Raw genomic sequence first — 14,971 nt, 5'->3', positions numbered from 1 at the left:
AGAACCGATGGCCGAAGTGCTGACTTTGCTGCTAATCAGGGCTTCGCATGTGCAGCGATGATCGGTGGCACGCTGACTTTTGCCATTCCTTCCTTCTCTAGGTGTGGACCCGTAAATGACCCCTTACGCTCACTGCGCACCCGCCTGTGTGTGAACAATTTCCGCGCATCGTGAAAGGGCAACGTCGAGCGCCACGCGAGAGAGTGCCGCACTCAAACTGATACGTATGCCAGGATGAGCTTCCGGTCTTCTCGAAAACGATGAGGACGAGGCGACGCGAACACCTGCCATTTCAAATGTCCGGGCTGGCACTCGCGTTGGAATGAATACGTGAGGCGAAGGCGGGGTTCCGCGCAGGCCGGGAAAATACGTCGCCGCGAGACGATGCCTTGCTTCGATCTCGAGCCGCTGGCTTGCGATTTGCTCTGGCATACCGCCGCTTTCGATCCACTGGATGGCGACCTCCATCATCAGCGGAGCCATACTCCAGCTTGTGGCATAGACGGCGGAGCTCAACGTCTCGATCATCTGGCCCCTGCCCCAGATGAAGCAGGTCCGAAGCCCGGGAGCTACGGTCTTGGAAAGTGTCGAGACGAACAGGATGGACGCGTCAGAATGCAGTGACGCCATCGGCTGGATGTCGGCCAGTGGTCCATAGGCATCGTCTTCTATGATAAGCGTACCGCTGCCTGCGGCAGCGGCAAGCAAATCCTGCCGGCGCACCTCGGGCCAGATTCTTCCTGTGGGATTGTGCAGCGTCGGGGTCAATATCGCTGCGTCAACCGAGGCATCCGACAAAGCTTTGGGGACAACCCCGTCGGTGTCCATGCGCAAGTCGAAGGCCTTCATTGCGCGGCCTCGCGCCAACGCCACGATCCCTGAATAGGTTTGCTCCTCAATGCCGAGGCGTTTGATGTCGAGAACATTGAGAATTGCCGCGAGTGCAGCCTGCCCACCAGCCACCGGCACAACCTCTTCCGGGCGCGCCAGTATTCCGCGTGTTTCCAGCCAGCGAACACCGGCGAGCCGCAGCCGGTGAACAAGCTTGTGGGGGGCATATCCTTGCCAGTCTGTTCCGGATGTCCTGATGGCTTGCTCTATCGCTGCTGCAAACGCATCACCTGGTGCGGCAACTGGTGCATTGACTGAAAGATCAAGGATTGCCGGGTCATCCGCACGGGAAGCGAACATTTCGGCAGCTCTGCTGCGGCCGAGAACATAAGTCCCTCGACCAACTTCGCCGTGTATCAGGTGGCGGCGCGACGCCTCCCGATAGGCTTTGGTGACTGTCGACGTGTCGAGGCCCAGCCGCCAGGCAATGTCGCGATGAGGTGGCAGCCGATCACCAGGCTTCAATTCGCCGGTTTCGATTGCTCGCTCGATTGCCTCCGCCAAGGCCAGATAGCGCGGTCCTGTGGGGGGAAGCGTAGGGTGCCATGTCATTATTGTATGCCAGACAATGTCTTGATTGAGTCAGACAATTTTGGCGGTCATAGATGCGGCAAGCAAGTCCACGAAACAGAAAATGCCCCCTATGCGAAATCAGATGCTGAAAACCACCTCTCAATCCATGTCTGTAGCGCTCACCGCAGCTCTCGCCGCGGTGACGATATGGGGAGCCTCAGCCGCCGCGACGGCAGTGGCTGGACGTACCATTCCTCCAGACCTTATAGGCGGGTTGCGATCCCTTCTGGCTGGCATTGTCCTGTTGCCGCTCCTGTTGCGGTTTCGTGACCACTTCCCTCAAACCTGGCCGGAGCGGGTCGAACTCCTCGTCGGTGGATTGTCTGGCTTCATGGCCTATCCGCTACTGCTCAGCATTGGTGTGCTGAAAACATCGGTAACGCATGCCTCTGTGATTCTGGCCTCCGCGCCGATATTCACAGGTCTGCTCAGTTTTCTGATCACCAACCGATGGCCCAGGGCTCTCTGGTGGGCTGGCAGTGTTGTTTCCATGTCGGGGATCTTACTGCTGATGAATGCGCGCGGTCCCGCCACAACGACCGGAGTGTCCGCGACGCCTTTGGGCGATGGGCTTGTCATACTTTCCGTTCTCTTCGCCAGCGTCGGCTACGTGTACGGAGGGCGAAGTTCTTCGCGAATGGGTCAATGGCCAGCAACCACATGGTCGATCGCGGTGGGAGCACTGACATTCGCACCATTTACAATTCCCCAGGCCCTTGCATTCGACTGGTCAACACCAGACACCTTTGAGCTATCTGCGCTGGTGTTTCTGGTTCTGTTCGTCACGATCGCCTGCTATGCACTTTGGTTCTTTGCGCTTGGAGAAGCTGGCGCAACCGCAGTCGCCCCTCTGCAATTTCTCCAACCTGTCGTAGGCATCGCGATCGCCGTTTCTTTTCTGGGCGAGGCACTTTCACTCAATATCCTGATCTCTGCGGGGTTAATCATATTCGGCGTCTGGTTAACGCGCCGGTCATGATGAACGGCCGGCAGCCCCTGCCTTCGATTGCAAAAAGTGCGAGCTCGCAAACGAGGCCGACCATCGCATGCGTGTCGTCGTCGGGCGGGGGCATGACCTTTTGATACTCCTTGCTGTGTTGGGCGAGCTGCTGCGACCTGTCTCAAGTCCCAGTACTATGGTTGCTCCCGGCATTTGGGGCCGTCGGTGCGGCAGGTGAGGAGATGAGATACGAACCCGCGAGAGCGAAGGCAAAACCAGCAATGGATTGCATGGAGAGCTTGTCGCCCCGCAGCAAAGCTCCAAGAGCGACCGCGACAAAAGGGATGAAAAACGTCGAAGCGGAGGAAAAAGATGCACCTTTCAGCGGCACCAGCAAAAAGAATGCGGCGAGAGGTAAGGCGGTAGAGAGCGTGCCAAGTGCGGTCAGATAAAGAGTTGGTTCCCCACTGATTTCGGTGACGACAGCCAGACAAAAAAACAGGGGCGATTTCCATGCCGTGACGCTTCGCCACCTCAGGGCTCCTTTGCCTGAAGCATGGCTTTCGCGGTCTGGACAGAAGATGCAGGATTTTGTCCGGTCACCAGTCCGCCATCGCTTTGCACGTGTACTGAAAAGGCCGCACCGGCGACATAGCGTGCGCGCTTTGCTTCGAGACACGTTTGCAGCGGAAACGGCACAACCTCTGTCAGGCCAACTGCTGCCTCCTCTTCGTTTGAAAAGCCGGCGACAGCGCGGGTATCGAGGAATTTCGGATCGCTTGCGGCAAGAGGACCTGTCACGCCGTGACAAACGGCCCCTACTGTCTTGCCGCTAGATGCCGCTTCATCCAGCAACCGCGTCAGCTCTTTGTTTTCAGGAAAGTCCCACATTGCACCATGACTGCCCACAAGGAAAATTCCGCTGAAGGCATTCATGTCGGGAATCCTCGACAGCGGCACTGATGCGGCAAGTGCCGCCATCGCCGCGTCGTCGGCCTCAAAGCGCTTGACGGCTTCGGTGCGGAACTGGGGCTGGAGGCTGCTAGGGTCAATAGGTGGCCTGACGCTTCCTGGTGAAGCAATGACGACATCGTATCCAGCTTCCAAGAAGACGTACCAGGGGGCTGTGAGCTCCTCCATTCAGAAACCGGTTTTATGGCCGGTTTCGCCCAGCAGTTCGTGTGAGGTGCAGACGAGCAGGATCGTTCCCAGGTTTGACTGAGTCATTATCGCTTCCTTGATTGTTGATTTTTCAGTGGGTCTATTTCCGGGGCAGGACGCGGACTGTTGCGGATCATCACCAGAAGTCCCTGGTAGAAAACCAAAAGGTGCAAGGCGTCGGAGCTCGCCTTTTCGGCGTTGAAGTCTGGAATGGGGAGCAAGAATTCTTCGAATGCGTTGCGACGAGGAGAAAAACCTCTTTCAAGATCCTCTTCCGCGGGACAGGCGCCGCCAGCAAATTCAATTGCAGAATTGGTAAGCAGGCAGCCGACGGAATCGTCGCCGGGCTCATTCAATAGCGAGACGAAGAGCGCGGCAATGAATAGACATTCAGTGCCGAACGGCTTCACGAGCTCTGGAACGAGAAAGGAACCGTAATGCGTGTAGTGTTTGATCTTGTGAGCTTCGGGGCAGGAGGTGCGGAAAAGTTGCCAACCTGCTGCTGGCCCGCCACCGTCTTGCCGCTAGTGATCTGTTAAACGTGATCGCGCTCGCTGGACCGGTTTTCCACGGCAACCGTTCTCGGCAAATGTGACAGGACAATTTTTCAAGCCGCAGGCTGTCTGCCTTTCACTGTTTTTGCAGTCGCTTGACATGGAGTTCGGCGTTGCCGTTGCGGCCGCGTATGCCGACTTTCGGATGCAAAGCAGCGCAGACGCTATGGGACCGTTTGGTTCGGCCGTATTTGTTAAAATCTTATTGACAACCATGAACCTACCCCTGCATGCACGGGTATTCGACCAGAAATCGAATAGGATTTAGACTGGAATGTGCACCTTCGTTAGACGTGTCGGTTTAGAAACTTTTTCGCTCCGAAATCGACGTTCGCATTCAATCTGTTAAGAGGAGCCTGCTGGTTTAGCTGACCATGAACCTGGAGCTGAATGGCAGGCTGGCAGCGCCGATTGCCTTCGGTGCCGGTACGATGTTGCCGGCGATTGCCTTGATGTCCGGGGCGGCTGCTTCCAGTTTCCGGCAGATATCCTGGCAAATGCTTTCCGGCGCATAGGACGACAGGATGACCGTTTCGATTTCCACGAATTGACCGACCCCATGCAGGGAGGCGCGCATCTGGGAAATCAGCCGCTCTTCCCAATCGGTCACCAGAGCCCCGTAGTCTGGCCAGGATCCCGACCGGTCCCAGAGCGGATCGACCTCTTTGTCCTGTGCCGACAGGTCCCTCTCCAGTGCCGCAATGCCCACATCGAAACTGACTTCGGAATTGCCGTTGTAGATCTGGTGATTGAGGACAAGGCGACCGTGCAGGTCGGCGCCGAGGTAGAAGAACATATAGTCCGAAAGCGTCTTGGCAGCACCGAACATGCTTTCACCGCTGGCAGCTGCGGTAATGTCGTTCTGGACAAAAACCGCGATGCCGAGCTGTTCCTCGATCTCCGCCTGCAGGGCCTTGAAATAGGCTTCTTCGTCCATGCCCCCCGACAGTCGGCGAGGCAGGGCGAGACCGACGCCAGCCAGGCGTTCGCGTTCCGCATCCGGCAATAGCTTCACTGCGCTCGCAATCGTCTCCAGAAATTCCGAATGGTTGCTGCCTTGGGCGAGCTGCGGATTGGGCAGGGTCTTGTGAAAGCGGATCTTGCCGACAAAGTCGATAAGTACGATATCGGTGTGCCGGTTGCCGACGCTGATGCCAATGGAATAGGCGCCTTCGGGGTTGAGGGTCAGCGGCACGGTTGGCGGGCCCACGCGGCCTTTCTGCGCTTCTCCCTTTGCCACCAGCCCTTCCTGCTCCAGCGACCTGACGAGCACGGACACAGTCTGCGCCGACAGGCCTGTCTGTTCGCCGATTTCCAGCCGTGTTGTCGAAGAATGCTGGAGGAGCAGCGAAAGCACCAGCCGTTCATTATAGCTTCGCACGCTGACAGCGTTCAGGCCGGACGCACAGTCGGCTATGCGCAACGGATTGGGCGGAGCGAACCTCATGTCAGGCATGGGAGGGCCCCCGTTGCCCTGCCGGGCAAGGGGCTGCCGGCAGGTGTGCGCGCAGTGACATCATTTCCACCCGATCGCCTCCACTTCCCGCGCCAGGGCGACACCGAGACTTTCGTGCGCCTGAGCGTTGATATGGAACCCGTCCAGCGGATCACAGGTAGAGACGGAACCCGCGTCGAAGAAATGCACCTCAAGCGAATCCGACATAATCTCGAACTGAAGGGCAAGTTCATGGGACTTCTGCTGGGCGGCCTTGAAGATGTTCTCCCATTCCTTGATGTCGTCCAGCATCGGCGGCGGCGAAACCACCATGATTTCGGGAACCGTTCCGCCTGGTCCGGGCGAGAGTTCCTTGATGTCATGGATCAGGCAGCCGATGCCCATTGCCACTTCGGACGCCGGTTGGCCGAACCGGGCTTTCAGGTCGTTGGTGCCCAGCATTATGATGACAAGGTCCAGCGGAGCATGGCTCATGAGGCAGGGGCGCAAATAGGTGCGGCCGTTTTTCAATGCGCCTTCGATGGGGTCGTCATGCACTGTTGTCCGGCCACTGAGCCCTTCTTCGATGATGTGCCAGCCTGTGCCGAGTTCACGCGCAAGGACACCCGGCCAACGCTGCAGCAGGGTGTAGCGATCAAGCGGTGTCGCGCCTGGAATTTGTCCGTGCGTGTTCGAGTCGCCGTAACACAAGATCGTGCGCATGCTGGCAGCGTCCTGATTTAATTATTGAAAACAGTCGGTTGCCCCGAAGGTCAGCCGAAAGCGGTATCGCCATCATACATTGCATCGCTCATGGGATCTGACAAGTTCTGAAATTAATCATTCAATATGAATAACTATTGACAGGCAAGTTCTGTCATGATTTTTAACGGATCTGGGAGGAGGTCCCACCCATCGCAGTTGCGTTCACCCGCCGCCGGAATGCGTTTCGGCGAACGGCATCGCCTTGTCTACCGGCCGGCACCCGTTGTCGCTGCCGGAACGGCGGACCTGCGCGAAAAGGAAGGCTGTTCGCCGAGGTCAGGCGCTCGGCAGTCATCCTGCTCGACGCCGGTTTCGATCAGAAGAAACAGGTGGCCGATATCGAGGATCTGGTTGCGCAGAACGTCGATGCGATCACTGTCTAGTCGGTAACGTCCACATCGGCGGATGCGTCGATTGCCAAGGCAGTTGTCGCGGGCATTCCGGTGGTCATGCATACGGGCCGTATCGAGAGCGATGCCTATACGACCGAAATCCAGGGTGGTGCCGAACACTTCGGCAAGGTGATGGGCGACTGGCTCGTCAACGAAGTTGGCAATGATGGCAAGATCTGGGTGTTGCGCGGTCTCGCCGGCCACCCGGAAGACACCAACCGCTACAATGGCCTGCTGCAGTCTCTGGAAGGCACGAATGTCGAAATCCTCGCCGAGGAACATGGCGACTGGCAGTACGACAAGGTCAAGAACCTGTGTGAGACACTTTATCTGAACAACCCGTCTGTCGATGGCATCTGGTCTTCCGGTGCCGACATGACGCGTGCCTGTGTCGACGTGTTTAAGCAGTTTGGTGCAGAGATCCCGCCGATTTCCGGTGAAGGCAACAATGGCTTTTTCGGTCAGTGGATCCGGGACGGCTTTAAATCCGTGTCCGCTGAACATGCCCCGGCCCAGGGGGCGGCGGGCGTACGTGCCGCCGTTGCCCTGCTGGAAGGCAAGGAATTGAAGAAACACTACGACTACAACCCGACTGGCTGGGACGTCGACAAGGCGAAGCAATATTACCGCGAAGACCTGTCCGCAAACGTCTGGTGGCCGACCGAGCTGTCTGAGGAAAAGCTGCAGGAGCTCTACGGCAAGAAATAGCCTCCTCCCGAGGCCGGACGGCCAGCCGGTGCTGCAGGTCCGCGCACCGGCTGGCTGACGACAGAAAATATCCAGCAATTGATCCGGGGGAGAAGGCAATGGCTTGCCTCGTTGAAATGTCGAACATTTCCAAATCGTTCGGTGGAAGCAAAGCAGTCGACGGTGTGTCGCTCAAGCTCATGCCCGGCACCGTCCACGCCCTTATGGGCGAGAACGGTGCCGGCAAGTCGACGCTGATGAAGATCCTTGCCGGTGTCCACCAGTCGGACAGCGGGAAGATCTTCCGCGATGGGCGGAAAGTCGGTTTCGAGACCCCCAGGGAAGCTCTTGAAGCAGGCATATCCACCGTGTTTCAGGAGCTGTCTCTACTCGCCAACCTGACGATTGCGGAAAACATGTTCCTCGGCAGGGAGCCGGTAACAGCTTTCGGCACGATCGACAGGGCAAGGATGAGGCGCGAAACCCGCAAGGCCCTTGCCGCATTGGGGCTGGAGTTGAATCCAGATGTCCTCGTTTCCGAGCTTTCCATCGCGGAGCGCCAGTTTGTCGAAATAGCGCATGGCATCAAGGCGGATGCCTCGGTGTTCATTCTGGACGAACCGACAGCCGCGCTGAATGCGGCCGATGTCGAGGTGATGAATGCCCAGATCAGGCGCTTGCGTGATGACGGCAAGGCGATCGTCTATATCTCGCACCGCATAGACGAGATATTCGGCATCTGCGACACGATGACGGTTCTCAAGGACGGCAAGCTGGTCGCAACTCGTCCCTTGAGCGGCATGACGCCGGACAGCCTGATTGCGCTGATGGTTGGCCGCGAGCTGCAGGATCTCTTTCCGGCACGTGGAACCACATCGTCAGAAACCGTCCTCGAACTTGAAGATTTCAGGATCGATCCGGACAGCAAACCGCTGTCCCTTCATGTCAACAAAGGCGAGATTGTTGCCCTTGCCGGACTGGAAGGGCAGGGGCAGCAGCAACTGCTGAGATCGCTCGCCGGACTTTACCGGGCTTCTACAGGCTCCGCGTTCATTAAGGGCAAGGCCTTGCCACTCCCCGCGCAGAAACCATCCGGCATCCGGCAGCTTCAGGCCAGGAAAGTCGGCTTCGTTCCCGAAGACCGAAAGGAAGAGGGCCTCTTTCTGGGCCTTTCCATCGCTCATAACATTGCCGTCGGCCTGTCTTCCGTGCATGGCGAACTTTCCATCGCACACGATTATCGCGAGGCGATTGCAGAGACGATGACCAGCATGAACATCAGGGCGTCCGGCCCGTCCGCACCGGTCGGCACGCTCTCTGGCGGGAACCAGCAGAAGGTTCTTCTGGGGCGCTATCTGGCGTCCGGTCTGGATCTGCTGCTCATCGAGGAACCAACCCGCGGTGTCGACATCGGGGCGAAGGCGGAAATCTACAACTTGTTGCGCAGCTTTGCGGACGCGGGCGGCGCGATTCTAGTACTTTCCCGCGAGACTGTTGAGCTCATCGGCCTGTGCGATCGCATCTATGTCGTTCATGGCAAGGCGATTGTCGCTGAGTTGCCCGCCGAGACCGCGACGGAGCACCAGATCCTCAACGCCGCCTTGAGCGCCTGACCCTGCCCACAAGATTGAAGTTATCATGACACAAGCATTTCTCGCGAGATTGACGCAGTCGAAAGGCCGGCAGGGTTTGTGGATGCTGCCCTTGCTGATCGCCATCGCCAACAGTGTTTATCTCGGTCTTCGAACCGATCAGTTCCTCGGTTCTGAAAACCTCTTTAACCTGATTGCTCAGGCGATGCCGCTGGTCATCACGGCCATCGGCCAGATGTTTGTGGTCGTGGTGGGTGACCTCGATCTGTCGGTTGGGTCCCTGATCAGCTTCACGACGGCCATTCTGGCGCTCGATGCGCCGGGCTACGTGACGATACCGGCGGTTTTCCTGTTCGCCGTGTTGGTCGGCCTCAGCAACGGCCTGGTGATCACACGTCTCAATGTCCACCCGATCATCGCAACGCTGGCAATGCAGTATGTCATCCTGGGAATCACGCGCATCCTGCGTCCGGTCTCCGGAGGCACTGTGCCCGATATCGTTATCCAGTCGGTTGGCGGTTCGCTTTTCGGAGTGCCGATGCCCGTTTTCTGGGGCATCGCAGTGGTTCTGGTGGCCTGGAAGCTGCTGCATGGATCGCGTTTCGGCCTGCATCTGTTCGCCATCGGTGGTGGCGTTGCAAACGGCACGCCGGATGCTGCGCGCAATTTCGGTGTTCCGGACCGGCGCAACATCCTGCTCGCCTACGTTGCCTGTTCGTGCTTTACGGCACTTGCCGGTGTCTTCCTGGCCGGCCGGATTGTCTCGGGTGATCCCAACGTCGGTCTTTTGTTCGAACTGGATGCGATTACCGCTGTCGCCGTCGGTGGAACCCAGCTTTCAGGTGGCATCGGCAGCTTGCAGGGGACGGTGATCGGGGCACTGGTCCTGGCGCTCCTGTCCAACGGCATGAACCTCACCAACGTGTCCCCCTTCATCCAGACCGCGATCAAGGGCGGTCTCCTGCTCCTGGTCGTGGGGCTCCAGACTCGCAAGAAGATGGGGCTTTGATCATGTCAGCGATCGTGAAGCATCCTTTCCTGCAGCGCCTGCTGCGCGTTCCGCCTGCGTATTACGTGTTCGCCATCCTGCTGATAACGCTCTGGATCGCCAGGCCGCACATGCTCAACGCCAATATCATGGGCATCTTCATACGCCAGGTAGCGCCGCTCGGCGTGCTGGTTCTGGCGCAGCTCCTGGTAATGCGCGTGAAGAGCATCGACCTGTCTGGCGGCGGCATCCTCCTCCTGGTCAACTACGTCATTTCCTCGGGCATCTTTCCCGGAGCGTCGATGCCGTTCTTCATCGGGCTCAGTCTGGCGATCGGCACCGCAATCGGTCTCTTCAACGGCTGGATGATCGGCAAGCGCCGGGTTTCGGCAGTCATCGTCACGCTGGCCGTCAGCATCATTCTGGTTGGGTTCGTGCAGTATCTTTCAAGCGGTAAACCACCCGGTGACGTGCCCTCCTATCTGAACGACATCTACAACATCAAATGGGGCCCGGCCCCGGTTCCGGTGCTGTTCTGGTTTGCGCTGACCGTGGTGATGGCGCTGTTTCTCTCAAAGACGGTGTTCGGCAGGTATGTCACCTCGGTTGGCGAAAACCCGGAAGCGGCACATTTTTCAGGTGTTCCGGTTGAGCGAACCGTCATTCTTGCTCACACGCTGGCCGGTTTCATCGCAGCAGTCGCGGCCCTCGTGCAGACCGCGTCCATCGCGGTCGGCAGTGTTCGCGTCGGTCTCGACCTGCCCATTCTGGCGGTGGCTGCAACCATTCTCGGCGGTGTCGTCTTCGGCCGGGGCGAAGGCGGCGTCTGGGGCCCGTTCTTCGGGGTCCTGTCCTTCGCTCTCTTGTTCGTGGTGATGACCACCTTCGGCATCGATGACCCGGGCAAGCTCATTGCCCAGGGGCTGATCATCCTGCTCGCCGCCATCTTCTACGGTATCAGAACGTCCAGATCCAATTGAGCCTTTCCGTAAATATTGAGGAGGAAAAAATGGCAAACGAAAAGTCGATACTTTGCTTCGGAGATTCGCTGACCTGGGGCTGGATCCCCGTTGTGGAAGGTGCCCCGACCCTGCGCTATCCGTATGAACAGCGCTGGACGGGCGCAATGGCCGCCGAGTTGGGCGAAGGGTACCGGGTTATCGAGGAAGGCCTCAGTGCCCGCACGACGAGCGCGGACGATCCCAACGATCCCCGTCTGAACGGCAGCCAGTACCTGCCGTCGGCCCTGGCCAGCCACTTGCCGCTCGACCTCGCGATCATCCTTCTGGGGACTAACGACACCAAGCCGTTCTTCAATCGCACGCCTTATGACATTGCCTATGGCATGTCGAAGCTGGTCGGGCAGGTGCTGACAAGTGGTGGCGGCATCGGCACGCCGTATCCGGCACCGAAGTGCCTGGTCGTCGCGCCGCCGCCCCTGACACCTATGCCGCATCCCTATTTCCAGGGGATGTTTGGCGGGGCCCACGAAAAGTCGGCGGCGCTTGCCGAGCAATACCGGAACATGGCCGATTTCATGAAGGTCGATTTCCTCAGCGCGGCAGATCACATCACCACCGACGGCTGTGACGGCATTCATTTCACTGCCCAGAACAACATCGACCTGGGCAAGGCCATTGCCGGAAAGGTTCGGGAGATCCTGAGCCGACAGCAGGCTGAAGCGGCATGAATGCAGGCTTCTCGGCCATTTAACTTCTCGACGCGAATTAGATTTCAGAACGAAAGATATTACGGTCGAAAGCCAAAACCAAAGAGATTTCGTGAAAATCAATAAGTGTTTGATGGAGCTAAAGAGCGGCGAAAAATTGCCGCTCCTAATTTGAGGGTTGCAAGCGCAATATTCTGCTAACGGATGCTCCAAAAGTGGCAGCTATGCCTTTCAATAAACGCGTCTATAGGAAACGCAGTTACTGTCTGAAGTCCTGATGTTTGCAACATAAGGAAATTCGGCCGGCCTGACAGGTTCATCCTGCGCGCGGCTCCCTGCCAGTACATTTTGGGCGAATTCGCAAAGTGCAGCAAAGGCGATTCCGGGGTGAAGCTGCGGTTGGTTACCAACAAAGGCACTCCTACGGATTTTTGGGGAGTGTGGTCTGAAAGGCGAGCTTCGGCAGCGGTCAAGGACGTTCGGCGGAGCATTTCGGTTTCGTCCGCTGATTGCCATCATGCTGCAGGTAAATACATCTGCCGGCTCGATCGACCTGTGCGTCTGTAAAATCAAACGCCAGTCACAGCGATCCCAATCCGCGTTGTTGGGGATGAGGTCTGGTTTCAAGAGACTGACGCAAGGCCTCGTCGTCTTCGGTGTCGGCCAACTCCAGGCTCCAGACTCGGAAACCGGTAAGCTCGTAGGTGCCGAAAGACGTCATCATCGCGACGTCGGCCGCGTCATGCCCCCTGACCATCAGAACACGTCCGACCCTTGGCACGTTGTAGCGGGCGTCAAATGTGTACCATCTGCCGTCCAGAAAAACTTCGAACCAGGCGCAGAAATCGTCGAAACCCGTGTCGGCGACACCGATGTCTCCCAGATAACCGCTGGTATAGCGGGCGGGTATGCCCATCGCCCGGCACAGGCTTATCGCCAGTTGGGCAAAATCCCGGCAAACGCCGGTCTTTTCCTTCAGGACGTTTGCCGCGGTTTTGTCCGGCCGGCCGAAGTTGTAGCCGAACGTGACCTGACTGTGAACGAAGTCGCAGATCGCCTGAACTCTTGACCACCCCTCTTTCGTCTGCCCGAATTTTTTCCAGGCGAATTCTCCCATCAGGTCGGAGTCGCAGTAGCGGCTTGCAAAAAGGTAGGTCAATGTTTCGTTGGGCAGATCCTGCAGGGGGATTTGCGATGCTGCGGGGTGAACTTCATCCGGCTGGCCATCCACTTCCACGATGCAGTCGGACCAGAACGTGGAAACGCCCGCAGGAGCGGTGACCCGGGTGATGCGATTGCCATAACCGTCTGTGTATTCCCGGATATTGGGGATGCTTATATTTCGGACATGATCGGAACCGATCACTCTGCCGGCAAAATCGCTGTGAACACTCAGCGCCAGAAGCATCGGGACAGGCTCGGGGCATGTGACGGTAATCTCAAATCCTATTCGGATGAGCATGTCGATCTTCCTTGTGCACGAGCTAAATAGGGTCCAGGCTGCAGCGCTTTCCGAGCCAAGGACAACCAACAACGGCATGCGGTGGCGACAGGGTTCCGATGACAACCGCTATTCGCATCCTCCACACTACACGATATCGCTACAGCCGGCCGGTAAAGTTTGGAGCTCACCGGCTTTTGCTGCGCCCCAGAGATGGTCACGATTTGCGGCTGCTCTCCTCTGCAATTGCCATTTCTCCCGAACCTCGGCTCAGTTGGCACTTCGACACCTTCGGCAATTCTGTTGCGAACGCGGAGTTTTCCGAGGCCTCGAACGTGCTCGAGTTTCGAAGCGAACTGCTGATCAGGCGGTTTTCCCACGATGATTTCATCGCTTCTCCGAAGCGGGGCAGAAGCGCTTATCCCTTCGCTTATCCAGAGGAAGATCTTATCGACCTTGCGCCATTCATATCGCTTGAAAACCCGGAAGAAGGCGAGGCAATCGATGCCTGGCTGGCGGCGGTGATCGGTCCTGGCCCAGATGAGGTCCTCGCCTTCTTGCGGCTGTTGTCCGAGACGGTCAACGACAAGCTGACCTATATCCGGCGGGAGCGAAGCGGCACGCAGAGCGCCGCGACAACTCTGAAAAAAGGAACCGGCAGTTGCCGGGATTTCGCTTTCCTGTTCATGGAAGCCGCGCGCCGTTCCGGGTTCGCAACCCGTTTTGTCACGGGTTACCTGAACGATGTCGTCGATGACGGACACGTGCACTCCGGCGGCGGAGCGACCCATGCGTGGGCGGAAGTCTATCTGCCCGGCGAAGGCTGGGTGGAGTTCGATCCGACAAATCGCATCATCGGAAGTCCGAACCTCATTCGGGTTGCCGTGACCCGGACGCCCCGCCAGGCGATCCCCATCAGCGGAACATACGATCCGCGCCCCGGAGCGGTCTTTTTGGGAATGGATGTTGAGGTGAAGACCAGTATCGAGCCCTACGACCCGGGAAGTTCCGCCTAGGGCAAGGCTGCGCAAGACAATTGGGGTGACGCTTGTCGACCCAGGCCGTTGTCGTGCCGGGCTCCTGGCTCATCTCCCCTTCAAAGACTATGGCCTCAACAAGCTGAACGTTGCCGTCGAGTTGCCTTCGGCCTGCCAACACGCAGCCGACGGCAATCGTCGTTGATCAGAAATAGCCCTCAACCGATACGTAGATAATCATCGCAAAACTCAGAAACGCGACATAGGTCGTGAAGGATTCAGGGTCCAGGAATTTTTGGAAAGTGGATCTGATGGTCGCCATTCCGCCCTCGAATTTGGGGCGAAGTATGTAGGCTCCTGCCGGCAGCGCCCTGTAAAATTGCTGCAGATACTGTATTATATAGGAATAATTTTCAATTTTTCAAAATTTATTTGGAACATATTTGGGTATAGTTTTTGACTGATGGGTGAATTTTCAGGTTTCGACATTGAATAAATACTTTTTGTTCGGAATATACTTTTTAATATTTTGCTTCAGTGATAGAAATGCAGTTATCTTCTCGAAGACCAAGAAATTTCCCAAAGAAAATGCCTTCGTTGACGGCAGGCATGGCACGTTTCCAACAGTCTGCTCTTGCTACAATCGCCGAACTGAGTTTCCGCCGGCTATGATACGCTTGATCAAGCTTGCGGCAGCCTGGTGCGTTTTCCTCTCGGCTTCTGTCCCAAGGGCGTTTTCGTGAGCCGCTGCGGCGTCCTGCAGAACGCCGACAATCTCATGCTCGGGAAGGAGCTTATGATCGTTCAAGGCAAGCAGGAGTGCCTCGCAGATCGAAAGCGCAGCCATTCCGGCGTAATCTGTCTGGTCAGGCATTGCGGTATTCCTTTGTCGGAATTGAACTTCAA

16 protein-coding genes are annotated in these 14,971 nt (G+C 57.5%); 7 read left to right on the top strand and 9 right to left on the bottom strand.

The window, feature by feature from the left end; genetic code table 11:
* Positions 1 to 129 precede the first annotated feature (129 nt).
* Positions 130 to 1,443: an aminotransferase-like domain-containing protein gene (locus SIAM614_RS23105; protein WP_040440905.1), complete on the bottom strand. Its 1,314-nt coding sequence runs from the start codon at positions 1,441 to 1,443 to the stop codon at positions 130 to 132.
* Positions 1,444 to 1,546: 103 nt separating this feature from the next.
* Here SIAM614_RS23105 and SIAM614_RS23100 point away from each other — a divergent pair, with 103 nt between their 5' ends.
* Positions 1,547 to 2,443 (top strand): DMT family transporter, encoded by an 897-nt coding sequence (locus tag SIAM614_RS23100; protein WP_198137379.1) that lies wholly within the window; start codon positions 1,547 to 1,549, stop codon positions 2,441 to 2,443.
* Positions 2,444 to 2,585: 142 nt separating this feature from the next.
* On the opposite strand, the gene SIAM614_RS33560 is transcribed toward SIAM614_RS23100, so the two are convergent.
* The 6 genes from SIAM614_RS33560 to SIAM614_RS33020 all read right to left on the bottom strand — a co-directional run bounded on the left by SIAM614_RS33560 (position 2,586) and on the right by SIAM614_RS33020 (position 6,774).
* Positions 2,586 to 2,942, bottom strand: coding sequence for an EamA family transporter (locus tag SIAM614_RS33560; RefSeq protein ID WP_456153877.1), 357 nt, complete (start codon positions 2,940 to 2,942; stop codon positions 2,586 to 2,588).
* A complete protein-coding gene (locus SIAM614_RS23095; RefSeq protein WP_050789465.1) occupies positions 2,939 to 3,544 on the bottom strand; it encodes a type 1 glutamine amidotransferase domain-containing protein in 606 nt (201 codons plus the stop codon). The genes SIAM614_RS33560 and SIAM614_RS23095 overlap by 4 nt, the downstream gene beginning before the upstream one ends.
* 86 nt (positions 3,545 to 3,630) lie before the next feature.
* Complete coding sequence (locus SIAM614_RS23090; RefSeq protein WP_050789464.1) at positions 3,631 to 3,975, bottom strand: hypothetical protein; 345 nt, start codon at positions 3,973 to 3,975, stop codon at positions 3,631 to 3,633.
* A gap of 508 nt (positions 3,976 to 4,483) precedes the next feature.
* Entirely contained in the window at positions 4,484 to 5,575 is a 1,092-nt protein-coding gene (locus tag SIAM614_RS23080; RefSeq protein ID WP_006938344.1) for an ROK family transcriptional regulator, read from the bottom strand.
* A 60-nt stretch (positions 5,576 to 5,635) separates the two neighbouring features.
* The gene (locus SIAM614_RS23075) at positions 5,636 to 6,277 is read right to left on the bottom strand and encodes an SGNH/GDSL hydrolase family protein (protein ID WP_006938343.1); all 642 of its coding nucleotides are present in this window, start codon (positions 6,275 to 6,277) and stop codon (positions 5,636 to 5,638) included.
* 248 nt (positions 6,278 to 6,525) lie between these two features.
* The gene (locus SIAM614_RS33020; RefSeq protein ID WP_198137378.1) at positions 6,526 to 6,774 is read right to left on the bottom strand and encodes a hypothetical protein; all 249 of its coding nucleotides are present in this window, start codon (positions 6,772 to 6,774) and stop codon (positions 6,526 to 6,528) included.
* Between SIAM614_RS33020 and SIAM614_RS23070 the strand changes: the two genes are divergently transcribed.
* From SIAM614_RS23070 to SIAM614_RS23050, 5 genes are all read left to right on the top strand, one after another.
* Positions 6,769 to 7,419 (top strand): substrate-binding domain-containing protein, encoded by a 651-nt coding sequence (locus SIAM614_RS23070; RefSeq protein WP_006938342.1) that lies wholly within the window; start codon positions 6,769 to 6,771, stop codon positions 7,417 to 7,419. The two genes, SIAM614_RS33020 and SIAM614_RS23070, sit on opposite strands and share 6 nt — an antisense overlap.
* 98 nt (positions 7,420 to 7,517) lie before the next feature.
* Complete coding sequence (locus SIAM614_RS23065) at positions 7,518 to 9,011, top strand: sugar ABC transporter ATP-binding protein (protein WP_006938341.1); 1,494 nt, start codon at positions 7,518 to 7,520, stop codon at positions 9,009 to 9,011.
* A 25-nt stretch (positions 9,012 to 9,036) separates the two neighbouring features.
* Positions 9,037 to 9,999: an ABC transporter permease gene (locus tag SIAM614_RS23060; RefSeq protein WP_040440903.1), complete on the top strand. Its 963-nt coding sequence runs from the start codon at positions 9,037 to 9,039 to the stop codon at positions 9,997 to 9,999.
* Between the two features lie 2 nt (positions 10,000 to 10,001).
* The gene (locus SIAM614_RS23055) at positions 10,002 to 10,958 is read left to right on the top strand and encodes an ABC transporter permease (RefSeq protein WP_006938339.1); all 957 of its coding nucleotides are present in this window, start codon (positions 10,002 to 10,004) and stop codon (positions 10,956 to 10,958) included.
* Between the two features lie 29 nt (positions 10,959 to 10,987).
* Positions 10,988 to 11,668 (top strand): SGNH/GDSL hydrolase family protein, encoded by a 681-nt coding sequence (locus tag SIAM614_RS23050; RefSeq protein WP_006938338.1) that lies wholly within the window; start codon positions 10,988 to 10,990, stop codon positions 11,666 to 11,668.
* Between the two features lie 559 nt (positions 11,669 to 12,227).
* On the opposite strand, the gene SIAM614_RS23045 is transcribed toward SIAM614_RS23050, so the two are convergent.
* Entirely contained in the window at positions 12,228 to 13,109 is an 882-nt protein-coding gene (locus tag SIAM614_RS23045) for a transglutaminase-like domain-containing protein (protein WP_040440902.1), read from the bottom strand.
* Between the two features lie 98 nt (positions 13,110 to 13,207).
* Here SIAM614_RS23045 and SIAM614_RS23040 point away from each other — a divergent pair, with 98 nt between their 5' ends.
* The gene (locus tag SIAM614_RS23040; RefSeq protein WP_040440901.1) at positions 13,208 to 14,104 is read left to right on the top strand and encodes a transglutaminase family protein; all 897 of its coding nucleotides are present in this window, start codon (positions 13,208 to 13,210) and stop codon (positions 14,102 to 14,104) included.
* Between the two features lie 598 nt (positions 14,105 to 14,702).
* Here the strand turns inward: SIAM614_RS23040 and SIAM614_RS23035 are convergent.
* Positions 14,703 to 14,939: a hypothetical protein gene (locus SIAM614_RS23035; protein ID WP_006938334.1), complete on the bottom strand. Its 237-nt coding sequence runs from the start codon at positions 14,937 to 14,939 to the stop codon at positions 14,703 to 14,705.
* Positions 14,940 to 14,971 lie beyond the last annotated feature (32 nt).

Source organism: Roseibium aggregatum IAM 12614 (assembly GCF_000168975.1).
In the GTDB taxonomy this organism is placed as follows: Bacteria; Pseudomonadota; Alphaproteobacteria; order Rhizobiales; family Stappiaceae; genus Roseibium; species Roseibium aggregatum.
This window is presented reverse-complemented; position numbering and strand designations above follow the sequence as displayed.